Annotated in this window: 19 protein-coding genes; 10 read left to right on the plus strand and 9 right to left on the minus strand. The window is 72.1% G+C overall.

Annotated elements, in window-relative coordinates:
• Nucleotides 1-18: 18 nt before the first annotated feature.
• The 4 genes from AB0J02_RS31285 to AB0J02_RS31300 form a co-directional block, all read right to left on the minus strand.
• A complete protein-coding gene (locus AB0J02_RS31285) occupies nucleotides 19-1,473 on the minus strand; it encodes an NCS2 family permease (RefSeq protein WP_363197176.1) in 1,455 nt (484 codons plus the stop codon).
• Between the two features lie 180 nt (nucleotides 1,474-1,653).
• Complete coding sequence (locus AB0J02_RS31290; RefSeq protein ID WP_363197177.1) at nucleotides 1,654-4,056, minus strand: molybdopterin cofactor-binding domain-containing protein; 2,403 nt, start codon at nucleotides 4,054-4,056, stop codon at nucleotides 1,654-1,656.
• 4 nt (nucleotides 4,057-4,060) lie between these two features.
• Nucleotides 4,061-4,642, minus strand: coding sequence for a (2Fe-2S)-binding protein (locus AB0J02_RS31295; protein ID WP_363197178.1), 582 nt, complete (start codon nucleotides 4,640-4,642; stop codon nucleotides 4,061-4,063).
• The gene (locus AB0J02_RS31300; protein WP_363197179.1) at nucleotides 4,642-5,541 is read right to left on the minus strand and encodes a xanthine dehydrogenase family protein subunit M; all 900 of its coding nucleotides are present in this window, start codon (nucleotides 5,539-5,541) and stop codon (nucleotides 4,642-4,644) included. Before AB0J02_RS31300 ends, AB0J02_RS31295 begins: the two co-directional genes overlap by 1 nt.
• Before the next feature lie 272 nt (nucleotides 5,542-5,813).
• Between AB0J02_RS31300 and AB0J02_RS31305 the strand changes: the two genes are divergently transcribed.
• Entirely contained in the window at nucleotides 5,814-7,490 is a 1,677-nt protein-coding gene (locus tag AB0J02_RS31305) for a PucR family transcriptional regulator ligand-binding domain-containing protein (protein ID WP_363197180.1), read from the plus strand.
• A gap of 138 nt (nucleotides 7,491-7,628) precedes the next feature.
• Nucleotides 7,629-8,405: a hypothetical protein gene (locus tag AB0J02_RS31310; RefSeq protein ID WP_363197181.1), complete on the plus strand. Its 777-nt coding sequence runs from the start codon at nucleotides 7,629-7,631 to the stop codon at nucleotides 8,403-8,405.
• Nucleotides 8,406-8,419: 14 nt separating this feature from the next.
• Here AB0J02_RS31310 and AB0J02_RS31315 read toward each other — a convergent pair whose 3' ends face one another.
• Complete coding sequence (locus tag AB0J02_RS31315) at nucleotides 8,420-9,214, minus strand: GntR family transcriptional regulator (RefSeq protein WP_363197182.1); 795 nt, start codon at nucleotides 9,212-9,214, stop codon at nucleotides 8,420-8,422.
• A 128-nt stretch (nucleotides 9,215-9,342) separates the two neighbouring features.
• Here AB0J02_RS31315 and AB0J02_RS31320 point away from each other — a divergent pair, with 128 nt between their 5' ends.
• Nucleotides 9,343-10,197 carry a (2Fe-2S)-binding protein gene (locus AB0J02_RS31320; RefSeq protein ID WP_363197183.1) on the plus strand — a complete coding sequence of 285 codons (855 nt, stop codon included), beginning with the start codon at nucleotides 9,343-9,345 and terminating at the stop codon, nucleotides 10,195-10,197.
• 221 nt (nucleotides 10,198-10,418) lie between these two features.
• Nucleotides 10,419-11,510 (plus strand): DUF2637 domain-containing protein, encoded by a 1,092-nt coding sequence (locus tag AB0J02_RS31325; protein WP_363197184.1) that lies wholly within the window; start codon nucleotides 10,419-10,421, stop codon nucleotides 11,508-11,510.
• Between the two features lie 51 nt (nucleotides 11,511-11,561).
• Here the strand turns inward: AB0J02_RS31325 and AB0J02_RS31330 are convergent, their stop codons facing one another.
• Nucleotides 11,562-11,936 carry an ATP-binding protein gene (locus AB0J02_RS31330; protein ID WP_363197185.1) on the minus strand — a complete coding sequence of 125 codons (375 nt, stop codon included), beginning with the start codon at nucleotides 11,934-11,936 and terminating at the stop codon, nucleotides 11,562-11,564.
• 324 nt (nucleotides 11,937-12,260) lie between these two features.
• On the opposite strand from AB0J02_RS31330, the gene AB0J02_RS31335 reads away from it, so the two are divergent.
• Complete coding sequence (locus tag AB0J02_RS31335; protein ID WP_363197186.1) at nucleotides 12,261-15,335, plus strand: glycoside hydrolase family 38 C-terminal domain-containing protein; 3,075 nt, start codon at nucleotides 12,261-12,263, stop codon at nucleotides 15,333-15,335.
• A 64-nt stretch (nucleotides 15,336-15,399) separates the two neighbouring features.
• On the opposite strand, the gene AB0J02_RS31340 is transcribed toward AB0J02_RS31335, so the two are convergent.
• The 3 genes from AB0J02_RS31340 to AB0J02_RS31350 form a co-directional block, all read right to left on the minus strand.
• On the minus strand, nucleotides 15,400-17,145 hold the full coding sequence (locus AB0J02_RS31340; RefSeq protein WP_363197187.1) for a pyruvate dehydrogenase: 1,746 nt from the start codon (nucleotides 17,143-17,145) through the stop codon (nucleotides 15,400-15,402).
• Between the two features lie 64 nt (nucleotides 17,146-17,209).
• The gene (locus AB0J02_RS31345) at nucleotides 17,210-18,526 is read right to left on the minus strand and encodes a protein phosphatase 2C domain-containing protein (RefSeq protein WP_363197188.1); all 1,317 of its coding nucleotides are present in this window, start codon (nucleotides 18,524-18,526) and stop codon (nucleotides 17,210-17,212) included.
• 140 nt (nucleotides 18,527-18,666) lie between these two features.
• Complete coding sequence (locus AB0J02_RS31350; protein ID WP_363197244.1) at nucleotides 18,667-22,383, minus strand: S8 family serine peptidase; 3,717 nt, start codon at nucleotides 22,381-22,383, stop codon at nucleotides 18,667-18,669.
• 430 nt (nucleotides 22,384-22,813) lie between these two features.
• On the opposite strand from AB0J02_RS31350, the gene AB0J02_RS31355 reads away from it, so the two are divergent.
• From AB0J02_RS31355 to AB0J02_RS31375, 5 genes are all read left to right on the plus strand, one after another.
• Nucleotides 22,814-23,794, plus strand: a complete 981-nt coding sequence (locus tag AB0J02_RS31355; protein WP_363197189.1) for a helix-turn-helix transcriptional regulator — start codon at nucleotides 22,814-22,816, stop codon at nucleotides 23,792-23,794.
• A 97-nt stretch (nucleotides 23,795-23,891) separates the two neighbouring features.
• Nucleotides 23,892-24,374, plus strand: a complete 483-nt coding sequence (locus tag AB0J02_RS31360) for a DUF456 domain-containing protein (RefSeq protein WP_363197190.1) — start codon at nucleotides 23,892-23,894, stop codon at nucleotides 24,372-24,374.
• A gap of 125 nt (nucleotides 24,375-24,499) precedes the next feature.
• Nucleotides 24,500-25,102, plus strand: coding sequence for a hypothetical protein (locus AB0J02_RS31365; RefSeq protein WP_363197249.1), 603 nt, complete (start codon nucleotides 24,500-24,502; stop codon nucleotides 25,100-25,102).
• Entirely contained in the window at nucleotides 25,011-25,328 is a 318-nt protein-coding gene (locus tag AB0J02_RS31370; RefSeq protein WP_363197245.1) for a hypothetical protein, read from the plus strand. The genes AB0J02_RS31365 and AB0J02_RS31370 overlap by 92 nt, the downstream gene beginning before the upstream one ends.
• A gap of 175 nt (nucleotides 25,329-25,503) precedes the next feature.
• Nucleotides 25,504-26,190 (plus strand): DedA family protein, encoded by a 687-nt coding sequence (locus tag AB0J02_RS31375; protein WP_363197191.1) that lies wholly within the window; start codon nucleotides 25,504-25,506, stop codon nucleotides 26,188-26,190.

Here is a 26,190-nt window from a genome sequence, read left to right on the forward strand (position 1 = left end):
AAGAGCGGGCGGGCGGGGTCAGTGCACGCCGAGCCAGCTCTCGATCGGGTTGAGGGCGAAGTACACGAGGAAGATCACCGTGAGGCCCCACATGAAGGCCCCGATCTCCCGCGCCTTGCCCTGGGCGATCTTGATGGCGACCCAGGAGATGACACCCGCGGCGACACCGGTGGTGATGGTGTACGTGAAGGGCATCAGGACCACGGTCAGGAACACCGGGATCGCGGTGGCGCGGTCGGCCCAGTCGACGTGCCGGGCGTTCATCATCATCATGGCGCCGATGACGACGAGCGCGGCGGACGCGACCTCCTGCGGGACGATCGCGGTGACCGGCGTGAAGAAGAGGCAGGCCGCGAAGAACAGGCCGGTGACGGCGGAGGCGAGGCCCGTTCGGGCGCCTTCCCCCACGCCCGTCGCCGACTCGACGAAGACGGTCTGGCCGGAGCCGCCCGCCACGCCGCCGATCGCGCCGCCTGCGCCGTCGATGAACAGCGCCTTGGACAGGCCCGGCATGCGGCCCTTGTCGTCGGCGAGCTTCGCCTCGGTGCCGACGCCGATGATGGTGGCCATCGCGTCGAAGAAGCCGGCGAGCACCAGTGTGAAGACGATCATGCCGACCGTCATCGCGCCGACCTCGCCCCAGCCGCCGAACTCGACCTTGCCGAAGAGCGAGAAGTCGGGCGACGAGACCGCGCTGCCGTGCAGCTCGGGGGCGCCGTTGGCCCACTGCTTCGGGTCGATCACGTCGAGCGCGTTGAGGATCATCGCGACGACGGTGCCGGTGACGATGCCGATCAGGATCGCGCCGGGGGTGTTGCGCGCCTGCAGCATGAAGATCAGGAGCAGGGTGCCCGCGAAGAGCAGGACGGGCCAGCCGGCGAGTTCGCCGGTGGCGCCCAGTGTCAGCGGGGTCGCCTTGCCGACCTGCACGAAACCGGCCTTGTAGAGGCCGATCAGGGCGATGAACAGGCCGATGCCCATGGTGATGCCGTGCTTGAGGGCGAGCGGGATCGCGTTCATGATCATCTCACGTAGGCCGGTGACGACCAGGAGCATGATCACGACGCCGTACATCACGCACATCCCCATGGCCTGCGGCCAGGTCATCTGCGGCGCGACCTGCGAGGAGATCACACCGGAGACGGAGAGTCCCGCGGCAAGGGCGAGCGGGACCTTGCCGACGAAGCCCATCAGGAGCGTGGTGAACGCGGCGGCGAAGGCGGTCGCGGTGATCAGGGCCTTCTGGCCCATGATGTCGCCCGCGGCGTCCTTGCCGGACAGGATCAGGGGGTTGAGCAGGAGGATGTACGCCATGGCCATGAAGGTCGTGACACCGCCGCGCACCTCACGCGCGACCGTCGATCCTCGGTCGGATATGTGGAAGTACCGGTCGAGCCAAGATCTGCCGGCGGGCTGACGCGAACCCGCGCCCGCCTCGTCGGCGGTCTTCGGCTCCAGGGACTGCTGGGTCATGGTGCCTCGTTTCCCAAGGTTCAAAGGGGCACCCGCGAACTACTCGTGCGCGTGCGGGATTTGGGATCGCTGCACGACCCGGGGGACGGCCCGAGACGGACGGCAACTGTGGTTCCGGGGGACGAAGGCCCCCGTGTCTCTTGACGCGGCCCGGCCCCGGCGGGGCCGGGCCGCACACGGCTACTTCGAAGCTGCCGTGCCCGTCAGGTGCTCGGGCCGGACGGGCGTCCGGTCGAGCTGCAGACCCGTCGCGTTCCGGATCGCCGCGAGGACGGCCGGGGTCGACGACAGGGTCGGGGCCTCGCCGATGCCGCGCAGCCCGTACGGGGCGTGCTCGTCGGCGAGTTCGAGCACGTCGACCGGGATGGTCGGCGTGTCGAGGATGGTGGGGAGCAGGTAGTCCGTGAAGGAGGGGTTCCTGACCTTCGCGGTCTTGGGATCGACGACGATCTCCTCCATCACCGCGATGCCCATGCCCTGGATGGTGCCGCCCTGGATCTGGCCGATCACGGAGAGCGGGTTGAGCGCCTTGCCGACGTCCTGGGCGCAGGCCAGCTCGATGACCTTGACCAGGCCGAGCTCGGTGTCGACCTCGACGACGGCGCGGTGCGCGGCGAACGAGTACTGCACGTGCCCGTTGCCCTGGCCGGTGCGCAGGTCGAAGGCTTCCGTGGGCCGGTGGCGCCACTCCTCCTCCAGCTCCACGGCCTCGTCCTCCAGGACGTCGACCAGGTCCGCGAGGACCTCGCCGCCGTCGGTGACGACCTTGCCGCCCTCCAGGAGCAGTTCGGCGGTGGCCCACGCCGGGTGGTAGGTGCCCAGCTTGCGGCGCCCGATCTCCAGGACCTTCTCGCGGAGGAGCTCGCAGGCGTTCTTGACGGCGCCGCCGGTGACGTACGTCTGACGCGACGCGGACGTCGAACCGGCCGAGCCCACCTGGGTGTCGGCGGGGTGGATGGTCACCTGCGCGACGCCCAGCTCGGTGCGGGCGATCTGCGCGTGGACGGTGATGCCGCCCTGGCCGACCTCCGCCATGGCGGTGTGCACGGTGACGACGGCCTCGCCGTTGATGACCTCCATGCGCACCTTGGCGGTGGAGTAGTCGTCGAATCCCTCGGAGAAGCCGACGTTCTTGATGCCGACCGCGTATCCGATACCGCGCACGACACCTTCGCCGTGCGTGGTGTTGGAGAGGCCGCCGGGCAGCTGGCGCACGTCGGAGCCCTCGCTGGACTCCCACTGGCGCTCGGGCGGCAGCGGCATCGCCTTGATGCGGCGCAGCAGTTCGGAGACGGGGGCCGGGGAGTCGACCGGCTGCCCGGTCGGCATGAGCGTGCCCTGCTCCATGGCGTTGAGCTGACGGAACGCGACGCGGTCCATGTTCAGCTTGTCGGCCACCTTGTCCATCTGGGCCTCGTACGCGAAGCACGCCTGGACGGCGCCGAACCCGCGCATGGCGCCGCAGGGCGGGTTGTTCGAGTAGAGCGCGATCGCCTCGATGTCGACGTCCTCGATGACGTACGGGCCGACCGACAGGGACGAGGCGTTGCCGACGACGGCCGGCGACGCGGAGGCGTAGGCGCCGCCGTCGAGGACGATCCTGCACTTCATGTGCGTGAGCTTGCCGTCCTTGGTCGCCCCGTGCTCGTAGTGGAGCTTGGCGGGGTGGCGGTGGACGTGTCCGAAGAACGACTCGAACCGGTTGTAGACGATCTTGACCGGCTTGTCCGTGCGCAGGGCGAGCAGGCAGGCGTGGATCTGCATCGACAGGTCCTCGCGGCCGCCGAACGCGCCGCCGACGCCGGAGAGCGTCATGCGCACCTTGTCCTCGGGCAGGCCGAGGACCGGGGCGATCTGCTTGAGGTCCGAGTGCAGCCACTGGGTGGCGACGTACAGGTCGACGCCGCCGTCCTCCGACGGCACGGCGAGACCCGACTCGGGGCCGAGGAACGCCTGGTCCTGCATGCCGAAGTAGTACTCGCCCTCGACGATGACGTCCGCGCGCTTGCGGGCCTCTTCGACGTCTCCGCGCACGATCGGCTGGCGGTGCACGATGTTGGGGTGCGGGACATGGCCGATGTGGTGGTCGTCGCGGCCCTCGTGGACGAGGATCGCGTCCGGCGCGGTCGCGGACGCCTCGTCGGTGATGACGGGCAGCTCGCGGTACTCGACCTTGATCTTGGCGGCGGCGCGGCGCGCGGTCTCCGGGTGGTCGGCGGCGACCAGCGCGACGGGCTCGCCGTGGTGGCGGACCTTGCCGTGCGCGAGAACCGGGGTGTCCTGGATCTCCAGGCCGTAGTTCTTCACGTCGGTCGGCAGGTCGTCGTAGGTAAGTACCGCGTAGACGCCGGGAGTTGCCAGTGCCTCGCCGGTGTCGATGGAGACGATCTCGGCGTGCGCGACCGGGGAGCGCAGGATCTGGCCCCACAGCATGTCCTCGTGCCACATGTCGGACGAGTACGCGAACTCGCCGGTGACCTTGAGGGTGCCGTCCGGGCGCAGCGTGGACTCGCCGATACCGCCCTTGGTCTGCGCCCCCTGGGTCACGTTGAAGGGGATACCTGTGGTGCGGGTGTCAGCCATCGACTCAGACCTCCTCGGACTGGCGCGCGGCGGCGAGCCGGACCGCGTCCATGATCTTCTCGTAGCCGGTGCAGCGGCACAGGTTGCCGGAGAGCGCCTCGCGGATGTCCGCGTCGGACGGGTCCGGGGTGCGCTCCAGCATCTCGTCGGCGGCGACCAGCAGACCCGGCGTGCAGAAGCCGCACTGGACGGCGCCGGCGTCGATGAACGCCTGCTGGATCGGGGCGAGTTCGGCGCCTTCGCCGGTCTGCGAGTCGTTGCCCTTCGCACCCCAGCTCTGCGCGTCCTGGAGCGACGTACCGCTGGAGGCGCCCTCATGCCCGCCGCAGGAGCGGTTCTTCGCGAAGTCGGCGAGGCCCTCGACGGTGACGACCTCGCGGCCCTCGACCTGTCCGGCGGCCACCAGACACGAACAGACCGGCACGCCGTCGAGTCGGACGGTGCACGAGCCGCACTCACCCTGCTCGCAGGCGTTCTTCGAGCCCGGCAGGCCCATCCGCTCGCGCAGGACGTACAGCAGGGACTCGCCCTCCCACACGTCGTCGGCTTCCTGCTTGCGGCCGTTGACCGTGAAATTGACGCGCATTACGCGACTCCCTCCGTGCTTGCCGCGCTACCGCGGTAGGACTCCCAGGCCCAGGTGAGCGTGCGGCGGGCCATGATGCCGACCGCGTGGCGGCGGTACGAGGCGGTACCGCGCACGTCGTCGATCGGGTTGCAGGCGGCGGAGCACAGGTCCGCGAACTGCTTGGCGACCGACGGGGTGATGATCTTGCCGTTGTCCCAGAAGCCGCCCTCGTCGAGCGCGGCGTTGAGGAACTGCTCGGCCTCCTTGGCGCGGATCGGGGTCGGCGCGGCCGAGCCGATGCCGGTGCGCACGGTCCGCGTCCCGGGGTGCACCGCGAGGCCGAAGGCGCACACGGCGATCACCATGGCGTTGCGGGTGCCGACCTTCGAGTACTGCTGAGGTCCGTCGGCCTTCGGGAGGTGGACGGCGCGGATCAGCTCGTCCGGGGCGAGCGCGTTGCGCTTCACGCCGGTGTAGAACTCGTCGATCGGGATGCGCCGGGACCCGCGGACGGACTCGGCCTCGACCTCGCAGCCGGAGGCGAGCAGCGCCGGGTGGGCGTCCCCGGCCGGGGAGGCCGTGCCGAGGTTGCCGCCGACGCCGCCGCGGTTGCGGATCTGCGGCGAGGCGACCGTGTGCGAGGCGAGCGCCAGGCCCGGCAGCTCGGTCCGCAGGTGTTCCATGATGTCGGCGTACGGGACGGAGGCGCCGAGCCGGACCGTGCCGGCGGGACCCTCGCCCACCTCCCACTCGCCCAGCTCGCCGATGCGGTTGAGGTCCAGGAGGTACTCGGGTCGCCGGTGGTCGAAGTTGATCTCGACCATCACATCGGTGCCACCCGCAATCGGCACAGCTGTGGGGTGCTCGGCCTTGGCGGCGAGCGCCTCCTCCCAGCTGGCGGGGCGAAGGAAGTCCATGAGCGGCTCTCTTCTTCGTCGTTCGTGGTTCGTTCGATCGGATCGAGCCACGGATGTGCGGATCGCGGAGGCTCGTTCATGTGCTGTTAACGCGGAGTGGGCCCAGTACACCGTCCTGTGCTCCACCAGGGTCAGTCACGGAAACCATGAAGGAGTTGGCTGACCAACACAGGTGTCTTGTAGATTCGTATGAACGGAGAACATCAGTAACCTCTCCGTTTTCCTGCAGAAACCCAGGAAACAGTTCGAGACAGATCGGCGGCGACGACGACATGCGGCTGCGCGCATTGCTGGACACGGACGCGCTGGGCCTCAGGCTCCTCGGTGGCGACGACGAGCTGGACCGGACCGTCCGCGGGGTGATGACCACGGACCTGCGGGACCCCAGCCGCTACCTGTCCGGCGGCGAGCTGGTCCTCACGGGCCTCGCCTGGCGCCGGGACGCCGCCGACTCCGAGCCGTTCGTGCGGATTTTGTCCGCCGCGGGCGTCGCCGCGCTCGCGGCCGGCGAGGCCGAGCTGGGCGCCGTCCCCGAGGACCTGGTGGAGGCCTGCGTCCGGCACCGGCTGCCGCTGTTCGCGGTGCACGAGTCGGTGGCGTTCGCGACCATCACCGAGCACGTCGTACGGCAGGTGTCGGGCGAGCGGGCGGGCGATCTGGCGGCGGTGGTGGACCGGCACCGGCGCCTGATGACGTCGGGCCCCGCGGGCGGCGGCCCCGACGTCGTCCTCGACCTGCTCGGCAGCGATCTGGATCTGCGGGCCTGGGTGCTGTCCCCCGCGGGCCGCGCCATCGCGGGGTCGAACTCGACCGGGCCCGACCTGCCCGCCGCCGTCTGCGCGCGGCTGGCCGCCGAGCACCTGTCGGCCACCCGCGCGGGCCGCCGGGCCCCGCACCGCGTCACGATCGACACCACCACGTACTCGGTGTTCGGGATCCGCACCGGTGGCCGGAGCACGGCGCCGGGCGCGCGGGACGTACGCGAGACGGTCCTCTCCGACTGGCTGCTCGCCGTGGAGGCAGACGCGGGCGACTGGCCCGAGGAGCGGCTCGACCTGCTGCAGGGCGTCACCCAGCTGATCTCCGTGGAGCGCGACCGCCGGGACGCGGCCCGTACGGTGCGCCGCCGCCTCGCCCAGGAGGTCCTGGAGCTGGTGCAGACCGGCGCGGCCCCGGCCGAGATCGCCGCGCGGCTGCGGGTGGCGGCCCCCGTGCTCCTGCCCGGCCTGGGCGCGGCCCCGCACTGGCAGGTCGTCGTGGCCCGCGTCGAGTGGGCGGGCGGGGAGATCGAGGGCGGCCCGGTGGCCCAGTCGCTCCTGGAGGAGATCCTGGTCGACCCGCTGTCCTCCGGCCCCGAGCCGTCCGACCGGATCGCGGTGGCCCACACGGGTGACGAGGCGATCGCGCTGGTCCCGCTGCCCGCGGTCGCGGCGGAGCACGACGGTTCGGAGCAGGGCCTGATCGCGGACTCCCTCCTCGCGGCCGTACGGAACCCGCTGTCGGCGGGGCTCGCGGACGACGGGCGTCTGACGATCGGGGTGAGCGCGGCCGTGCATTCGGCGGAGGGGCTGCGCGGCGCTCTGGAGGAGGCCCGGCACGCCCGCCGGGTGGCGGCCGCCCGCACGGGCTCGGTCTGCGCCGCGGGCCATCAGGAGCTGGCCTCGCACGTCCTGCTGCTGCCCTTCGTCCCGGACGATGTGCGCCGCGCGTTCACCGCCCGGCTGCTCGACCCGCTGCGCGACTACGACCGCAAGCACCGCGCGGAGCTGATCCCGACGCTGGAGGCGTTCCTCGACTGCGACGGCTCGTGGACCCGCTGCGCCGCCCGCCTCCACCTGCACGTGAACACCTTGCGTTACAGGGTGGGCCGGATCGAGCAGCTGACGAACCGTGATCTCGCGCGCCTGGAGGACAAGTTGGACTTCTTCCTGGCCCTGCGCATGAGCTGACGCGCCCGCGGCGCCGGTCCGGGACCGGAACGCCATCCCTTTGTGAAATCTTTCACCCATCCCCTTGGCCGGGTGCCGTGATCCGTGCTGAGATGCCCCACGACAACTCGGCTCGATGGCGTGCTCGGGGAGGGCAACGTGGCGCATACCGCCATGTCTGGTACGGGAACGAACGCAGGCGACGATCCACTCCAGACCGCGGTATGGCGGCTGCGCTCACGCGGCTGCTGGGCCGACGCGGCCGCACTCCTCGACCCGCACGCGACGACGGATCCCGCCGCCGCGCTGCAGCGCGCGGCGCTGCTCGGCGAGCGGTGCCTGTACACGGAGCAGGGCTGGGCCGAGGCGGAGGACGCGCTGCGCGCCGCGGAGGCCGTCACCCACACGGACGAGGAACGCGGCGCGGCGGCCTGCGAGCGCGGCCAACTCGCTTACGCCTCTACGTTGTTGAAGGTCCGGGACCGGGTCGACGAGGCCCGCTCGGCGTTCGGCCGGGCCGCGGCGCTCATCGCGCCCGGCGCGGCTCCGCGCGCGCTGCTCGACCTCCGCCGCGGCCTGATGGCGGAGAACCTGGCCGACTCGCCCCAGGCGGCGCGCGCCGCGTACCGCAGGGCGCATGCGGGGGCCACGGCCCACGACGACGCGCTGCTGCTCTCCTTCACCTGGCGCCAGCTGGCCGGACTTGCCCTGCGCGAGGGCGAGTTGGCGGAGGCACGGCACGGGTTCGCGGAGTCGCTGCGGCTGCGCGAGGAGCTCGGCTATCTGGTGGGTACGGCTCCGGCGCTGGTCTCCTTGGCGGAGGCGGAGCCCGAGCCCGAGGTTGCCGCGCGGCTGCGCGCGGAGGCGGGGCGGTTGTTCCGGCTGCTCGGGGGCGTGCCCACGTGGTTGGCGGGGGCGTTGCCGGCGGCGGCGTAGGGACCGTATTCGAATCAGCCGAAATGCTGGCGGACCACGGCGCTCACCCCGGCCAGGTCCTCGGCCTCCAGCGCGTCCAGCAGCGCGACGTGCTGCGCCGCGTCCGCCGCGAGATCGCAGCCGGCCCACACCACCCGCCGCCGCAGATCGTCGGCGACCCGTACGAGCTGCTCGTTCCCGGCCAGGGACAGGACGGCCCGGTGGAACGCCCGGTCGGCGTCCGCGTAGCGCGCGAGGTCGCCGGAGGCCGCCGCGTCGACGGTGTCCTGCGCACGAGGCCGGACGGCGGCCCAGCGGCCCGCGGGGAGGGTCCGGGCGAGGCGCAGCACGATGGGCGCCTCGACGAGGCCGCGCACCTCGGCCAGCTCCGCCCGCTCCCTGGCACTCCGCTCGGCGACCCGGAACCCCCGGTTCGGCACGACCTCGACGGCACCTTCCCCGGCCAGCTGCTGCATCGCCTCGCGCACCGGCGTCGCCGAGACCCCGAACCGCTCCCCGAGGACGGGCGCCGAGTACACCTCGCCGGGGGCCAGCTCGCCGGAGACGAGCGCCGCCCGCAGGGCGTCGAGCACCTGCCCGCGCACCGAGGTCCGCTCGACCCTTCCGCGCACCGCGGCGCGCGGCGCGGGCGGCTCGCTGTACGTGTGCTCGCCGCGGCTCTGCTCGGGCACCGGTACGGGCGCCCCGGCCCATGCCGCGGCGGACCGCTGCCCGGGTACTCCGAAGGCAGCCGCGGAGCCGTGCGCCGGACGGGCTCCGGCCTGCTGTCCGGCCTTGTTCACCCGGTCATCCCCTTCGCCGCCGTTCATGGCCGATACCGACCCTTTGTCCTTGGCTCAACGAAGCACCTTAGGCCGCTCGCGTCAGAGTTCAAACCCCGATTCCTTCCGGTAAGGTAAGGCTTACCTGCAAACGATCGTGATTCGGTGGTCATTGCATGCCTCTCCTCACCCCGGCGCCTGCCGCGACGCACAGCGCGGTCTCGGCCGCCTACGCCCGCCTCACCGAGGTGTTCCCGAGCCTGCGCATCGACGAGCTCGGACCCGGACAGCCGCTGCCCGAGGACGCCGGCTGGGTCGGCACCCGGCAGCTCGCCGAGGGCGGTGCCGCGCTCGACGCCTTCCTCGCCTGGGACGACGCGCAGGTCCTCAAGGACTACGGGCAGCAGGCCCGGCCCGACGTGGTCGCCAGCTTCGGCCTGCACCGCTACGCGTGGCCCGCCTGCCTGCTCATCACCGTCCCCTGGTTCCTGCACCGCCGTGTGCCGCGGCTGCCCGCCGCCCACGTCTCGTTCCAGCGGGCGCTCGGCCGGATGGCCGTACGCGTCACCGACTTCGCCTGCCTGCCCGGCGACCCGGCGGCGAACCAGCCCGGCGCGCACGTCGTCCCGGACGAGGAGGCCCTGCGCGCCGAGCTGCGGGCGGCCGTCGCCGACCACCTGGAGCCCGTCCTCACCGGCTTCGGACCCCGGATGCGGCGCGGACCGCGCGCCCTGTGGGGCATGGCCACGGACGAGATCGTCGAGAGCCTCTGGTACATCGGCCACCTGCTCGGCGAGGAGCGCCGCGCGATGGCGGAACTGGAGGAGCTGCTGCCGGGCACGACCAAGCCGTACGTGGGGAAAGCCGCTTTCCGTGAACTGACGGGCCCCAACGGGGAGTTGCTGCCGACCCGCGACCGGGCGAGCTGCTGCCTCTTCTACACCCTGCGGCCGGAGGACACCTGCGTGACCTGCCCGCGCACCTGCGACGCGGACCGGATCGCGCGGCTCACTGAACCCGCCGCGGTCTGAGCACCACCCGCACTCTTCCGAACCGCTCATCTGAACCACCCGTACGAGTGACGTAAATCGAACTCAACCGCCTTTTCCACAGCGGGAGTTCGAGCGTACGGCCGTTTTACGCGCCCCCTTGCACTCCAATGGCGTTGTCTTGTCCCGAAACCCCCTGCGAGCTCGGGCAGCTGGGCCAATATGGCGCCCGAAACGCCCTATCGCTCTGCAAGGGACCCCAGATGAGACTGACCGACATATCGCTGGACTGGCTGCTTCCGGGCGCCGTGCTGCTCCTGGGCCTGCTGGCGGCGGTGGCGGTGCTCGCGCGCGGCAAGCGCGCCGGGGACCACGCGAAGAAAGGCGCGTCGTCGACCGACGAGTCGTGGGAGCGCAGCGAGGAGCGCCGCAGGCGCAAGGAGACCGTCTACGGCTCCGCTTCGTACGTGCTGCTGTTCTGCTGCGCCGCCGTGGCCGCCGCCCTGTCCTTCCACGGCCTGGTCGGCTTCGGCCGGCAGAACCTGAGCCTGTCCGGGGGGTGGGAGTACCTCGTCCCGTTCGGGCTCGACGGTGCCGCGATGTTCTGCTCGGTGCTCGCGGTGCGCGAGGCCAGCCACGGTGACGCCGCACTCGGTTCGCGGATACTCGTGTGGACGTTCGCGGGCGCCGCCGCCTGGTTCAACTGGGTGCACGCACCACGGGGGTTGGACCACGCGGGCGCCCCGCACTTCTTCGCGGGGATGTCCCTGTCGGCGGCGGTGCTCTTCGACCGCGCCCTGAAGCAGACGCGCCGTGCGGCGCTGCGCGAACAGGGCCTGGTGCCACGGCCGTTGCCGCAGATCCGCATGGTGCGGTGGCTGCGCGCGCCCCGGGAGACGTTCAGTGCCTGGTCGCTGATGCTCCTGGAGAACGTGCGGACGCTGGACGAGGCCGTGGACGAGGTGCGCGAGGACAAGCGGCAGAAGACGCACAACCGGCTGCAGCGGCGCGAGCACGGAAAGCTGGAGCGGGCGCAGCTGCGGGCGCTCAGCCGTGGCCACCGCTCGTTCGGCGGGCGTGGCGGACGCCAGGTGGAGGTGCCGGCCGTGACCGCAGCGGCAGGCTCCGCGCAAAGCGGCGCGGAGCCTGCCATATCACCCGGGAGCACGCCCTCCGATCTCTCGCAGGACCAGCTTCCGCTGCGCGCCCGGCCCTCGCTCCAGGCCGTCGGGAGCGGCTCTGAGCCGCCCCCGCCGGTCTCCGTCGATCTGACGGCGGAGGACGACACGCAGGCGCTGCCCCGGCTCGACTCGCTCGAGCGAAAGCTCAAGGACCTTGAGCAGCAGTTCGGCTGACGCCCCGTCCGGCCGGAGGGGCGGTACGGCGGTGCCGTGGTGACGTGGAGGTCACACGGTGCCGCCGTCCAGTTCGAACCAGACCACCTTTCCCGTCCGGCCCGCGCCGAGCATCATGACGCCCCAGGCGTCCGCGAGGGACTGGACGAGGAGCAGGCCTCTGCCGTTCGTACCGTCGTCGGCGATCGGTACCCGCAGTTTCGGCCTGCGCGACGTGTCGTCCCGGACCTCGACCCGTAGGCCGCGCGGGCCCACCGTCGCCGTGAGTTCCGCGTCGCGGTCCGTGTGTACCAGCGCGTTGGTGACCAGCTCGCTGGTGAGCAGCTCGGCAATTTCCGACCTGCCCGGCCTGCCCCATTGACGGAGCAGTTCGCGCAGTGCGCGCCTGGTTTCCGGCACGGCCCCCAAGTCCGCCTTGCCCAGCATCCGCTTGAGCTGTTTCGGCGGTCCGTCCCCCTGCGCGGCCCCGGTTTTCTCTTTATGCCCGATGGGGACTCCGGCCCTTTTCGGGCCGCCCCCCTGTACCTGCCTTTTCATGACCCCCGCCCACACGCCGATCCCTATGCCTTCCTCGCTCTGGACTCGTGCTTCTCGGCCTGTCTGTCGAATCTGTCGAACGCGTTCACGGGGATGCATGCCCATTGGGAATGTCGGCACGCCTGTTGATTCGTCCACGGGTCACGGGTGTCCACAGGCCGCGCGGGGAAGGAAGCTGGGATTCCAGTAGGACGAGGACCGGAAGGAGCCGCCGTGCACGACGACCGACAGCTCGTGGAGGGCCGACTCGATCGGGCGATGCGCCAGTTCGTACGACCGGCGCAGTACGCCGCGCGGACACCGCTCACGCTGAGCGTCTGGCACGCTCCGGGCGAGCCCGTGCCCGTGGCCGAAGCACTGACGGGAACGTACGAGCCGTTCGCGTCCGGCACCGTATGGGGCAAACCCTGGTCGACCAGTTGGTTCCGCATGCAGGGAAAGGTGCCCGAGGAGTGGGCGGGACGGCACGTCGAGGTCGTGGTGGACCCCGGTTTCACCGGGCAGGGGCCCGGGTTCCAGGCGGAGGGGCTGTTGTACGACGCCTCGGGCGTGCCCCTGAAGGGCATCCATCCGCGCAACCGGCACCTCACGGTCGCGGCGCCCGCCGTCGGCGGGGAAGAGGTGCGTCTGCTGCTGGAGGCTGCGGCCAATCCGGCGGTGCTGCGGGACTTCGAGCCCACTTCCCTCGGCGACGTGACGACCGCCGGGGATCGCCCCATCTACCGATTCCGCTCTGCCGACCTGGCCGTACTCGACGAGGACGTCTGGCATCTGGTTCTCGACGTAGAGGTGCTGTCGGAACTGATGCACGAGCTGGACGCGGAGCGGGCAGCGCGGCACGACATCCTCCGGGCCCTGGAGCGGATGCTGGACGTACTGGATCTGCACGACGTCTCCGCGACGGCGGCCGCGGGCCGCGCCGAGCTCGCCGAGGTGCTGTCCCGCCCGGCGCACGCCAGCGCGCACCGGATCTCGGCCGCCGGGCACGCGCACATCGACTCGGCGTGGTTGTGGCCGCTGCGCGAGACGGTCCGCAAGGCGTCGCGCACGTTCGCGAACGTCACGGCGCTGGCCCGTGACTATCCGGAGCTGGTCTTCGCCTGCTCGCAGGCTCAGCAGTACGCGTGGGTGAAGGAGCACCAGCCGCACATCTGGGACCGCATCAAAAAGGCGGTTGCGGACGGGAACTGGGCGCCGGTCGGCTCGATGTGGGTGGAGTCGGACGCGAACATGCCGGGCGGCGAGGCGCTCGCCCGGCAACTGGTCCACGGGAAGCGGTTCTTCCAGGACGAGCTGGGCGTGGAGACGGAGGAGATCTGGCTGCCGGACTCCTTCGGATACACGGCCGCTTTTCCGCAGTTGGCGAAACTGGCGGGCGCCAGGTGGTTCCTCACGCAGAAGCTGAGCTGGAACCAGACGAACAAGATGCCGCACCACACCTTCTGGTGGGAGGGCATCGACGGCACGCGCGTGTTCACCCACTTCCCGCCCGTGGACACCTACAACGCGCAGTTCCACGCGCGCGAACTCGCCCACGCGGAACGGAACTTCGCGGAGAAGGGCGGCGCCTCGCGCTCCCTCGTGCCCTTCGGCTGGGGTGACGGCGGCGGTGGTCCGACCCGCGAGATGCTGGAGAAGGCGCGGCGGCTGCGCTCCCTGGAGGGCTCGCCGCGCGTCGGGATCGAGAAGCCGTCGGCGTTCTTCGAGGCGGCGTACGAGGAGTACGGGGCGAAGGCGCCCGTCTGGTCCGGCGAGCTGTACCTGGAGATGCACCGGGCGACGTACACGACGCAGGCGAAGACGAAGCAGGGCAACCGGCGCTCCGAACACGCCCTGCGCGAAGCGGAGTTGTGGTGCACCACGGCCGCCCTGCGCGACGCTTCGTACACCTACCCGTACGACGCCCTGGACCGGCTCTGGAAGACGGTTCTGCTGCACCAGTTCCACGACATCCTGCCCGGCTCGTCGATCGCCTGGGTGCACCGGGAGGCCCGCGACACCTATGCGCGCGTCCTCGCCGAACTGGACGAGATCACGGGCGAGGCGGTACGCCACCTCGGCGCGGGCGGGGCAGCGGGCGGCGCGGCGGCGCTGAACGCCTCTCCCTACCCGCGCAGTGAAGTGGTCGCGCACGACGGCCGGTTGGTGCACGTGAACGTCGACGGGCTCGGCACCCGCGACCTCGCCGAGGCCGCCGAACACACCCGCGGCCCGGGCGCCCACGCCGCAGCGACCCGCGAGGGCGACGCGATCGTGCTGGCGAACGAGCACCTTGCCGTAACCGTCGACAGCGACGGACTCCTCGCCTCCGTACGGGACTTGGGGCACGGCGGCCGCGAGGTCCTGGCCCCGGGGGCCCGCGGCAACCTCCTCCAGCTGCACCCCGACCACCCCACCCAGTACGACGCCTGGGACCTGGACGCGCACTACCGGCACACCCGCACCGATCTCACGGACGCCGAGTCGGTGGAGCTGGTCGAGGACGGGCCGTTGCGGGTCTCGGTCCGTGTCACGCGCTCCTTCGGCGCCTCCCGCGTCTCGCAGGAGTACCGGCTCGCGGCGGACAGCCGCCGCCTCGACGTCGTCACCGACATCGACTGGCAGGAGTCGGAGAAGGTGCTCAAGGCGGCGTTCCCGCTGGACGTGCACGCGGAGCGGTCCGCGGCCGAGATCCAGTTCGGGCACGTGCAGCGGCCGACGCACGCCAACACCGGCTGGGACGCGGCCCGTTACGAGATCTGCGCGCACCGCTGGCTGCGCGTGGCCGAGGAGACGTACGGGGTCGCCCTGCTCAACGACTCGACGTACGGGCACGACGTGACCCGCACCCCGCACAAGGAGGGGCTCGGTACCACGGTCCGCCTGACACTGCTGCGCGCCCCGCACAGCCCCGACCCGGAGACCGACCTCGGCACGCACCGCTTCACGTACGCGCTGGCGCCGGGGGCCACGACGGGCGACGCGGTGGCCGGCGGGCTCGCGCTGAACCTGCCGCTGCGGGTCGCGGAGGCGGGCGAGGTCCCGCCGCTCGTCACGGTCGACGACCCGGCGGTGACGGTCGAGTCGGTGAAGCTCGCCGAGGACCGCAGCGGCGACGTGGTGGTCCGGCTCTACGAGTCGCGGGGCGGGCGGGCGACGGCGACGCTGACGGCGTCGTTCCCCGTGTCGGGCGCCGACGAGACGGATCTCCTGGAGCGTCCGCTGAAGCCGGCGGACACCTCGGACACGGGCCTCGCCGTGTCCCTGCGCCCGTTCCAGATCCTGACGCTGCGGCTGCGCCCGGTCTGATCCGCCCGATCCGCTCGCGCCGTCGCCCGGTCCGGTCCGGGCGGCGGCGCTCCCGTCGTCGGCGTCAGGGGCGCGGCACGTTGCGCAGGTTGGAGCGTGCCATCTGCACCATGCGGCCCACACCGCCATCGAGCACGATCTTCGACGCGGACAGGGCGAATCCCGTCACCATGTCGGCGCTGATCTTCGGCGGGATGGACAGGGCGTTCGGGTCGGTGACGATGTCGATGAGCGCCGGGCCCTTGTGCCGGAAGGCGTCCTTGAGGGCGCCCGCGAGCTGCTTGGGCTTCTCGACGCGGACGCCGTACGCGCCGGCGGCCCGGGCGACGGCGGCGAAGTCGGGGTTCTTGTTCGTGGTCCCGTACGAGGGGAGCCCGCCGACCAGCATCTCCAACTCCACCATTCCGAGAGCGGAGTTGTTGAACAGGACGACCTTCACCGGCAGGTCGTACTGGACGAGGGTGAGGAAGTCGCCCATCAGCATCGAGAAACCGCCGTCGCCCGACATGGAGACCACTTGGCGGTTGCGGTCGACGAACTGGGCGCCGATGGCCATCGGCAGCGCGTTCGCCATCGAGCCGTGCGAGAAGGAACCGATGACGCGGCGCTTCCCGTTGGGCGAGATGTAGCGCGCGGCCCATACGTTGCACATGCCGGTGTCGACGGTGAACACCGCGTCGTCGGCGGCGAGTTCGTCGAGAACGGAGGCGACGTACTCGGGATGGATCGGGACGTGCTTCTCGACCTTGCGCGTGTACGCCTTCACGACTCCCTCGAGCGCGTCGGCGTGCTTCTTCAGCATCTTGTCGAGGAAGCGGCGGTTGGTCTTCGGCTGCACGCGCGGGGTCAGACAGCGCAGCGTCTCCCGTACGTCGCCCCACACCGCGAGGTCCAGCTTCGAGCGCCTGCCCAGGTGTTCGGGCCGCACGTCGACCTGCACGATCTTGACGTCCTTCTGCGGCAGGAACGCGTTGTACGGGAAGTCCGTGCCGAGCAGGATCAGCAGGTCGCACTCGTGGGTGGCCTCGTAGGCGGCGCCGTACCCGAGCAGCCCGCTCATGCCGACATCGAAGGGGTTGTCGTACTGGATCCACTCCTTGCCGCGCAGCGCGTGCCCGACCGGGGACTTGATCTTCTCGGCGAACTCCATGACCTCGGCGTGCGCCCCGGCGGTGCCGCTGCCGCAGAACAGGGTGACCTTGCCGGCCTCGTCGATCATCTCGACGAGCTTGTCGATCTCGGCGTCGCCGGGGCGGATGCTGGGCCGCGACGTGACCAGCGCGGTCTCGGTGCCCTGGTCGGGAGCCTCCTCGTCGGCGACGTCGCCGGGCAGCGTGACGACGCTGACGCCGGAACGCCCGACCGCGTTCTGGATGGCCGTGTGCAGGACGCGCGGCATCTGCTTCGGGCTGGAGATCATCTCGCTGTAGTGCGAGCACTCCTGGAAGAGCCGGTCGGGGTGGGTCTCCTGGAAGAAGCCGAGGCCGATCTCGCTGGACGGGATGTGCGAGGCGAGGGCGAGGACCGGGGCCATCGAACGGTGGGCGTCGTAGAGCCCGTTGATGAGGTGCAGGTTGCCGGGGCCGCAGGAGCCCGCGCAGGCGGTCATCCTGCCCGTGATCTGCGCTTCGGCGCCCGCCGCGAAGGCCGCCGTCTCCTCGTGGCGCACGTGGACCCAGTCGATGGCGCTGTTGCGTCGGATCGCGTCGACGACCGGGTTCAGGCTGTCGCCGACGACCCCGTACATGCGCTGGACGCCCGCACGGACGAGGATGTCGACGAACTGCTCGGCGACGTTCTGCTTGGCCATGACTCACGCGCCCCTTCGGAACCGATCGCTGCTTGTCGGTTCCATGAATTCACAAGGGGCGCCGTTACGCCTCCCAAACGGCCGCGGCCGTCCGATCGTCGGCATAGCCCTTGACCCGGACCTGGGCGTCCGCGAGGAACGCGGGGAGGCCCGGCGGCTCCACGCCGGCCCACCTGCGCGCCAGGTGACGGCAGAGCTCGGGCTCGCCGCGCAGCGGTTCGGCCAGGCCCGCCGTGCAGAGCAGGAGCGTGTCACCCGGTCGGGCGACGGAGGCCCGGAAGCGGAACGGATCGCGGGGCGGTTCGGGAGCGGGCTCGTACGGGCTGGGCGGCGTGGTGATCCCGAGGTCCATGGTGAGCCGGTCGCCGTCCGGGGTCTCGGCCGCGGGCAGTGATCCGTAGCTCATGAGCGGGGGGCCGCTCTGCTCGGCGACGCTCGGCTCGATGTCCTGCCACTCGCCGTCCCGCAACCGGAACAGGCCGCCCGCGCCGACGCCGAAGAAGACGCGGGTGCGGCACTCCGGGTCGGCGGGCACGAGCAGGCAGCGCAGCCCCGCCGCGTACTCCTCGGGGTCAAGACCCTGCTCGGCGGCGCCGGCCCGGAGCTTGCCGAGGCTGCGGTCGGTGAGCCGGTGCAGGCCCGACTTGAGGTCGCCGCGGCGGCCCGCCCGGATGTCCTCGGCGAGCCGCGCGCAGCTGAGCCCCACGGCGCGGCCGATCCAGTCGCAGGCCTCGGCGGCGGCCCGGTGCGCGCCCGGCGTGGCGCGGGCGCCGGTGGCCATGGCGACGAGGATCAGCGCGCCGGGGCCGCTGCCGAACCGTGCGGTGAGCAGGCTGTCCCGGCGCGGCTCGCCCCGGTAGCGCGCCGAGTCGCCGCGTACGGACGCCGCGCGCAGGGTGCAGGTGCCGTACCGCGCCCCGTCGAGCACGGTGTCGACGACGAGGCCCTCCAGATCGTCCGGGTCGGCGGGCGGCAGCGTGGTGGGCTCGGCGTCGTAGGTGGGCGGGCCGTCACCCACGTAGGGCACGGTGAGGGGCGCGGGCGGCACCGGCGCCGGGTCCTCGGGCGCGGGCGGCTCAGGTGCGGGCGGCTCGGTCAGCGAGGCACGGGGCTCTCCCCCGCCCTCGCCCCTCGGAGGCTGGTCCCTCGAAGGCTGGTCCCATGGCGGCCGGGACAGGCCGTCCGGGGTGCGGGGTGCGGGTACGGGGCCCGGCGGAGCCGTCACCGCTCCCGCCGAGGCGAAACGGTCGTCCAGGGTGTCCGCGGTAGGGGCCGCTCCGGTGTCGGCGGCGACACCGGCGGCAGCGTCTTCGTACAGCTGGCCCCACCAGTCGTCCTCCTGGGCCGGACGACGGGTGGGTTTCTCCCCCTGCTGGCTCATATCCTCATTGTCCACGTCACGGGCCGTACGAAAACGGGGCAACGGGAAAAACCCCCACGCAAATGGTCCGCCGGGCGGCCCCACCCCCCACGGGAAGGACGCCCGGCGGACCGGATCAGGTGACCTCTCGAACTCCCGCGCTAGCGCACGTCGTAGGCCCGGTTCACGGTCTGGGTGACCGAGGCGCCCTTGGAGTCGGTCAGCCGCGCCTTGAGCGTGACCTGCTTGCCGGTGGCCCCGGCGTGGTCCACGGTCGCGGTCCACTTTCCACCGTGCCGCGAGGTCTTCGCCCCGGTCCAGGTCTCCCCGCCGTCGTACGAGTACGAGAGCGCGACCTTCGTCAGCTCACCGGGGGCGTACCCGGCGTGCCCCGAGACCGACAGGCCGATCTCCTGGCCGTCGGCGGCGGCGAGGGTCTTGAGCCCGTCCTCCGGCAGCGTGAGGTGCGGGAAGAGCAGCGGGACGCCCTGCGAGTGGACGTTCTCGTCGAGGTGCGAGCGGAACGACCACGTGGTCAGGGTCTCGGGCGAGCGGTTCCAGACCTTGGAGCCGATCTTCGCGGTGTGCAGGGTGAGTTCGTACGCCGCGTCGGCCGCCGGGACCTCGAACACACCGAACGGCACGCCCGTCTCGCCGACGCTCTCGCCGTCGCGCTTGAGCTGCATCCCGCCGATGTCGCCGAAGCCGCCCTGGACGCCCAGGTGTTGTCCGTCTCCCCAGAAGCCGGGGGCGACGCCGATGAGGTTGCCCTGGCGCTCGGCCGCGAGGGTCTGGGCGCCGGAGTCGTCGAGCGGGGTGGTCGGGGCGAGGGCGCCGCCGTACCACTCCTCGGTGCGGTGCTCGCCCTTCTCGTACGTGCGCACGGGGTCGATCATGAACTCGCCCCACGGGAAGCCGCTGGACACCTGGTGGCCCCAGCCGGTGCCGCCCGCCGAGTAGTACTCGGTGCGCCGCGACGGCGCGGCGACGGTGTCGATGTCCCCGAAGAACGCGGCGAGGCCCGAGGGCCGGACCGCCGCGGCGAGGTCCACGTAGTCGGCGCCGGTGCCCATGGCGCGGTAGGCCGCCTTGTTCGCGGCGAGGTCGGCGTCGCGGACGCGGTAGGTGCGGGCGGAGCCCACCTGGCCGGTCTCGGGGAAGGCCAGGTTGTACATGTACGGGCTGTTCGCGGTGGCCTTCCAGCGCAGCGTGGTGGGACCGGCCGCGATCCGCGCGGCGAGCGCCGTGCCCTCCGCGGTCTCCAGACCGATGATCGGCAGCGGGCCGCCGACCAGACCGGCGGAGGGGTACCAACGCCCGGGCGCCTCGCGGTAGATGACGACGGCCTTGGCGCCCGCCTTCGCCGCGGCGGTGGCGACGGTGCCGGCGCTGCCGCCCTCCGGGAGCTCGACGAGGGCGAGCTTGTCCTTGGCGCCGGCCGCGGCCAGCTCCTCGGCGGTGCCGGACTTGGCGTCGACGAGCCGCGCGCTGCCGGTGCCGTCGAGGTTGGCGGAGCCGGTGGAGCCGGTCACCGGGTGCAGCGAGGGTCCGCCTCCTGCGACGGCGAACTCGGCGAGCTGCGGGGCGGCGGCGCGCCAGAAGCTGTCGAACTCGAACGTGCCGTCGCTCGCCCGGCCGTCCACGTCGGCGTAGTAGGAGCGGATCGAGCGGCTGCCGGCCGCGGTGCCCGCGTGCAGCCAGGTCTCGTCCCAGCTGCGGGCGAACCCGAGGGTGACGCCGCGTACTTCGGACGCCTTGTCGGTCGTGACACTCAGCTTGTGCGCCGTGCGGGCGTCGAGCACGACCGTGGTGTCCTTGCGCAGGTCGAGCTGCGGACGCGCCATGTAGGCAAGGGAGTTGAGGAGGGTGCCCGCTGTCTCCGGGGTGCCGATGAAGCTGGAGAGGAAGTAGGCGCCGGGACGCAGTCGGTACGTCTGGTCGGTGGCGCCCTCATTGGGGCGGCGCTCACCGGAGGCGGTGTCGGTGCCGATGACGTCGAGGGAGCTGGGGCCGTCGGCCGGGTTTCCCTGACGGTCGATCAGTTTGACGCGCAGGGTGACCGTTTCGGGTTCCACGTAGAGCGAGAACGGGGTGGAGACGTGCACTCCGCCGGGCCCGGTGGCGAGCACGCGGCCGGTGACGTCCCCGTACTGGGCCGCCTTCAGGGAGGCCGTGGGGTCGAGCTTCAGCGGGACCTGGACGGTGCCGCCCGCCGGGACGGTGACCGTGCGCGCTCCGAGCCTGGCGACGGAGGAGCGGACGGTGGAGCCGTCGTTGCCGGTGACACGGTCCACGGACAGGCTCAACTTGACCGTCTTGTCAGTGGTGTTGGTGTACGGGACGTCGGCGGTGGTGCGGTCACTGGTGTCCTGCGGCCAGTTGAAGGTGCCGCCCTGGACGGCGTCTGCGCCGAGCACCGTCTCGTCGATCGCGGCCTTCGCGTCGAGCCGTCCGCCGCCGGTCTCGCGCACGTCACCGGGGATGCCGGCGTCGGCGGACGACACGAGGGCCGACTTGATCCGCTGCGCGTCCCAGTCGGGGTGGCGCTGCTTCACGAGGGCGGCGGCGCCCGCGACGTGCGGGGTCGCCATCGACGTACCGCTCATGGACTGGTACGCGTACACGCCCCGGCCGCCCGCGGCGGCGGCCAGGACGGCGACGCCGGGGGCCGCTATCTCGGGCTTGAGGGTGTGGGTGCGCCGCACGGGGCTGCGGCTGGAGAAGCTCGCGGTGGAGTCGTCGCTGTCGACGGCGCCGACGGTGAGCACCTCGGGGACGCAGCCGGGCGAGGAGACCGTGTTGAGGGTCGGCCCGGAGTTGCCCGCGGCGATCACGAAGAGGGTGTTCTTCGCCGAGCGGGCCAGTTCCTGCGTGGCCTGCGACATCGGGTCGGAGCAGTCGAGTTCGTCGGGGTTGCCGAGGCTCATGGAGACGACGTCGGCGCCCTCGTCGACGGCCCACTGCATACCGGCGATGATCCACGAAGTGGCGCCGGAGCCGCTGTCGTTGAGGACCTTGCCGTTGAGCAGCGTGGTGCCGGGGGCGACGCCCTTCTGCTTGCCGCCGCTGGCCGCGCCGGTGCCGCCGACGGTGGACGTGGTGTGCGTGCCGTGGCCCTGGTGGTCGTCGGTGTCGGCGGAGTCGGTGAAGTTCTTCGACTCGGCGATCCGGCCCTTGAGGTCGGGGTGCGCGGTGTCGACGCCGGTGTCGAGGACGGCGACCTTGGTGCCCTTGCCGTCGTAGCCCGCGGCCCAGGCCTGGTCGGCGTGGACCTGCCGGGTGGACTCGTCGAGCAGCGACTGCGCCTTGGCGTCGAGCCAGACCTTCTTCAGGTCACCGGCCGCGCGGGAGCGGCGCGTGGTGATGTCGGCCCAGAAGTCGGCGGCCTTCTTCTTGTCGGCCTTCAGGGCGACGCCGTCGATCGGGTCGAGGACGAGGCCGCGGTCGGCGCCGCGCGGGGTGGCGGGGACCCCGCGCGCGACGTCCACGGAGGCGTCGTAGGTGGCGATGAGCGGCAGGGTCGCGCTGTGCGCGTCGTCGTAGCCCTGCCGGACGAGGCCGGTGACGTTGAAGAGCTGCTCGTCGACGCGGCCCGCGGCGATCGCCTGGAGCGCGCCGTCCGGGTAGACGTACAGGTCCTTGCCGGACTGCCGGGTCTGCAGCACCGGGGTACCGCCGTCCGCGGACGGCAGCGCGGTGGCCGCGCTGTTGCCCTCGGCGCCGGTGGTGACCAGGACGCGGTCGCCGGTCACGAGGGTCACCGTGGCGGTGGTGCCCTCGGCCGCCGACGCCGCGGCGGCGCTGCCTGCCAAAGGCCGGCCGCCGGCCGGGGCACTCCCCTCTCGTGCCCCGGCCGGAGCGGCCGCGGTGACGGCCAGGACGGCGGCGATCGCCGCGCCCAGGGCGTGTCCGCGAAGTCCCGTCGTCCGCCCGGAGGGCGGGCCCTGCGGCGTCTGGCGCGTGCCCTCGGTGTGCCGGGCGCGGACCCTCGCACTGGACGCACTTGGGTCTGTGCCCGGTGCGGCGGGAGTGCGTGCCAGGCGTCTCAGGGCAGACGGGACTTCGCGGACACGCCCAAGGACCGTGCGCGCTGTGGGACGCATCGCTCTCCCCCAAGTGAAAGCGCAGGTGAATACGGCCCAAAGGGCATATTCCCGGCGGGTGTTGGTGCTGCGGTGGCGCCACATTGGCAGAGTGACGGCCGGTACAGGGAAGATGGGCGCGGCGGGTTTGTGCCGTGGCCGGTTCCCGCCACGGGGGGGGTGTCGGAAGGGACTGTGTGGGACTAGCCGGGAGGGGCATCGCCGCATGCTGGGTGCGATAGGTCTGGACGAGGTGCACGAGTCGGCGTACCGCGCCCTGGTGTCGGTGGGCGCCGCCGATGTGTCCGATCTGGCCCGGCGGCTGACACTCGCCGAGTACGACGCCGAGCTCACCCTGCGCATCCTGGAGCGGCACGGCCTCGCCGCCCAGTCGTCGGCGCGGCCGGGCCGCTGGGTGGCCGCCCCGCCGGGCGTCGCCCTCGGCGCGCTGCTCACCCAGCGGCGGCACGAGCTGGAGAAGGCGGAGCTGGCCGCCGCGCTCCTCGCGGAGGAGTACCGGGCGCAGGCGTCCGAGCCCGCGGTGCACGATCTGGTCGAGGTGGTGACGGGGGCCGCGGCCGTCTCGCAGCGCTTTCTGCAGATCCAGCTGGGCGCGGCCTCGGAGGTCTGCGCCCTGGTCACCGGCAACCCGATCGCCGTGACCGGCCTGGAGAACGAGGCGGAGCCACAGGCCGTGAGCCGCGGGGTCGGCTACCGCGTCGTCATCGAGCGGGAGGTGCTCTCGCTGCCGAGCGGGCTGACCGAGCTGTCCGCGGCGATCGGCCGGGACGAGCAGGTGCGGGTCGTGGACACCGTGCCGACGAAGATGGTGATCGCCGACGGCACGCTGGCCCTGGTCCCGCTGACCTCGCGCGCCTCGGAACCGGCGGCGCTCGTCGTGCACGCCAGCGGCCTGCTCGAATCCCTCTCCGGGCTCTTCGAGGCGGTCTGGCGCCAGGCGCTGCCGCTCCGGCTCGGGGAGAGCGGCCGGGTGGAGGAGGTCGGCGGCGACGGGCCCGACGGCACCGACCTGGAGATCCTCTCCCTACTGCTGGCCGGGCTGACCGACGTGAGCGTGGCGAAGCAGCTGGATCTGGGGCTGCGCACGGTGCAGCGGCGGGTGAAACGGCTGATGGAGCTGGCCGGGGTGACGACCCGGCTGCAGCTGGGCTGGCACGCGTACGAGCGGGGCTGGGTGGCCCGCTGACGCCCCGGCCGTCACCGGCAGGCGCCCCTCGGCCCGATCCACCGCTCGTTCCGGCCCCTGAACTGCGCGTTCGCCGCGTCTGCGAGACCCTTGGCCCATGGGAGCGTGGGAACTCCTGCTGGTCGGGGCCGTGCTGGCGCTCGGCCTGTGCGGGGTACTGGTGCCGGGCGTGCCCGGGTCCTGGCTGGTGTGGGCCGGGGTCGCGGTCTGGGCGCTGCGCGATCCCGGCAGCCTGGCCTGGGGCGTCCTCGTCGGCGCCACCGCCGCCCTGCTCGCCGCCCAGGTGCTGCGCTGGCAGCTGCCACCGCGCCGGCTGCGGCAGGCGGGGGCGACCCGCACGCTCGCGGTCTGGGCGGGCGTCGGCGCGCTCGTCGGGTTCTGTGTCGTCCCGGTGATCGGCGCGATTCCCGGCTTCGTCGGCGGCATCTACGGCGCGGAACGCCGGCGGCTCGGCAGCCACGGGGACGCCGTGGCCTCCACCCGGACGGCCATGCGGGCGGGCGGCTCCAGCGTGCTGGCCGAACTGTTCGCGTGCCTGCTGATCGTGGGGGCCTGGGCCGGGGCCGAGATCTGGGGCTGACCCAGCGGGATCGATCCATCGGATCTATCCCTCTCTATTGACGCGATCGCGTCACTTGCCTAGCTTTCAGCGCGGGATAGCTCCGATGAATCGTGAGAATCATTGAGCCGCCAAGAGGCGACGTCATGCCAACCCCGTCCAGACGAACCGTGCTGGCCACCGGATCCGCGCTGGGCGGTGCCGCGCTCGTGGGCACCCTGCCCGCACGGGCGACGGCGGCGACCGGTGCCGGACGGCGTCCCGAGCGCCTCGATGACCTGCACGCGGAGACCGACGCCTGGCGCGGCGTGCTCGACGACGCCGACCTCGTCTGGCAGAAGATGCCGACGACCTGGTACGAGGGCCCCTACCTGGGCAACGGCCGGCTCGGCTCCGGCATCTACCAGGAACCCGGCACGAACGCGGTCCGCTTCAACGTCCAGCACTCCGAGGTGCAGGACCACCGCCCCGAGTTCGGCTCGCTGTTCGGGCTCGCGCGGCTGCCCATCGGCCACTTCACCCTCGAACCCGTCGGTACGATCACCGGCCTCGACTGGCGGCTGCGGCTGCGGCTGCGCGACGCTGCACGACATGGTGTGCCAGTCGTGGGGCGGCGTCATCCGGGTCTTCCCGGCACTGCCCGCCGCGTGGGCGGAGCTGACCGTGCACGGGTTCCGCACCCAGGGCGCCTTCCTGCTGAGCGCGGTCCGCGAGAAGGGCGTCACGCGCTGGGTGCGCCTGGTCAGTGAGGCAGGCGCGCCGTGCGTGGTGCGGCACGGCATCGCGGGCCCGGTCGAGGTGCGCGACGGACACGGCCGACGGCTCTCCTACGAGGACACGGGCGACGGCGCGATCGGCATCGAACTCCGCAAGGGCGAGTCCGCACTGATCACCGCCGAGGGCGACCGCCCGGACCTGCGGATCGAGCCGGTCACGCCGAATGCGCAGGCGCCGCGCTGGGGCCTGCCCGCATAAGGGCGACCGCGTGACTCCCGATGCCCCTGCGGAAAACCGCGGGGGCCTCGGCACGGAAACCCGCACTTTGCCGAACGGTTACCCTCGTGGTGGCGCTGAGCTGCGGTTTCTAGCCTGGGTGGAGTTCGGGGCAGCCGCCTCGGACGCCCCGACCGCCCACGCCTGGAGCCCTCGCATGGACCTCATGAACCCGGCCGCCGCCGCGGCGGAGCCGACCGGCGGCGTCGCGGGCTGGGCCGCCGACCTCGTCGATGTGCTCGGCGGGCCGGGCGCCGGTCTCGCGATCGCCCTGGAGAACCTGTTCCCGCCGCTGCCCAGCGAGGTCATCCTGCCGCTGACCGGCTTCGCGGCCGGCCAGGGCGCGATCTCCCTGGTCTCGGCGCTGTTCTGGACGACGCTCGGCTCCGTCGTGGGCGCCGCGGTCCTCTACTGGATCGGCCGGGTCGTCGGCCGCGACCGGATGTACGCGCTGTGGGCCCGCCTCCCGCTGGTGAAGGTCTCCGATCTGGAGCGCACGGAGGCCTGGTTCCGGCGGCACGGCACGAAAGCGGTACTGCTGGGGCGGATGGTGCCGATCTTCCGGAGCCTGATCTCGGTCCCGGCGGGCGTCGAGCGGATGCCGCTGCCGGTGTTCCTCTCCCTGACGGCGCTGGGCTCCCTGGTCTGGAACTCCGTTCTGGTGCTTGCCGGTTACTGGCTGGGAGACCAGTGGGATCTGGTGGAGACGTACGTCGGCGTGCTCTCCAAGGCCGTGCTCGCCGCGGTGGTCCTCGCGGTCGTGGCCTCCGCGGTCGTACGCCTGCGGGGCCGCGGCCGGCACCGCGACGGCGACGGCCGGCCGACAGTCCGCCGGGGCCGGTAG

Origin of the sequence: Streptomyces sp. NPDC050264, assembly GCF_040655895.1 — a bacterium.
GTDB lineage: Bacteria > Actinomycetota > Actinomycetes > Streptomycetales > Streptomycetaceae > Streptomyces.

Coding starts and splice junctions, on each gene's coding strand:
- AB0J02_RS31285 (WP_363197176.1), bottom strand. CDS start 1,473: ATGACCCAGCAGTCCCTGGAGCCGAAGACCGCCGACGAGGCGGGCGCG.
- AB0J02_RS31290 (WP_363197177.1), bottom strand. CDS start 4,056: ATGGCTGACACCCGCACCACAGGTATCCCCTTCAACGTGACCCAGGGG.
- AB0J02_RS31295 (WP_363197178.1), bottom strand. CDS start 4,642: ATGCGCGTCAATTTCACGGTCAACGGCCGCAAGCAGGAAGCCGACGAC.
- AB0J02_RS31300 (WP_363197179.1), bottom strand. CDS start 5,541: ATGGACTTCCTTCGCCCCGCCAGCTGGGAGGAGGCGCTCGCCGCCAAG.
- AB0J02_RS31305 (WP_363197180.1), top strand. CDS start 5,814: ATGCGGCTGCGCGCATTGCTGGACACGGACGCGCTGGGCCTCAGGCTC.
- AB0J02_RS31315 (WP_363197182.1), bottom strand. CDS start 9,214: ATGAACGGCGGCGAAGGGGATGACCGGGTGAACAAGGCCGGACAGCAG.
- AB0J02_RS31320 (WP_363197183.1), top strand. CDS start 9,343: ATGCCTCTCCTCACCCCGGCGCCTGCCGCGACGCACAGCGCGGTCTCG.
- AB0J02_RS31325 (WP_363197184.1), top strand. CDS start 10,419: ATGAGACTGACCGACATATCGCTGGACTGGCTGCTTCCGGGCGCCGTG.
- AB0J02_RS31330 (WP_363197185.1), bottom strand. CDS start 11,936: ATGCTGGGCAAGGCGGACTTGGGGGCCGTGCCGGAAACCAGGCGCGCA.
- AB0J02_RS31340 (WP_363197187.1), bottom strand. CDS start 17,145: ATGGCCAAGCAGAACGTCGCCGAGCAGTTCGTCGACATCCTCGTCCGT.
- AB0J02_RS31345 (WP_363197188.1), bottom strand. CDS start 18,526: ATGAGCCAGCAGGGGGAGAAACCCACCCGTCGTCCGGCCCAGGAGGAC.
- AB0J02_RS31355 (WP_363197189.1), top strand. CDS start 22,814: ATGCTGGGTGCGATAGGTCTGGACGAGGTGCACGAGTCGGCGTACCGC.
- AB0J02_RS31360 (WP_363197190.1), top strand. CDS start 23,892: ATGGGAGCGTGGGAACTCCTGCTGGTCGGGGCCGTGCTGGCGCTCGGC.
- AB0J02_RS31365 (WP_363197249.1), top strand. CDS start 24,500: ATGCCAACCCCGTCCAGACGAACCGTGCTGGCCACCGGATCCGCGCTG.
- AB0J02_RS31375 (WP_363197191.1), top strand. CDS start 25,504: ATGGACCTCATGAACCCGGCCGCCGCCGCGGCGGAGCCGACCGGCGGC.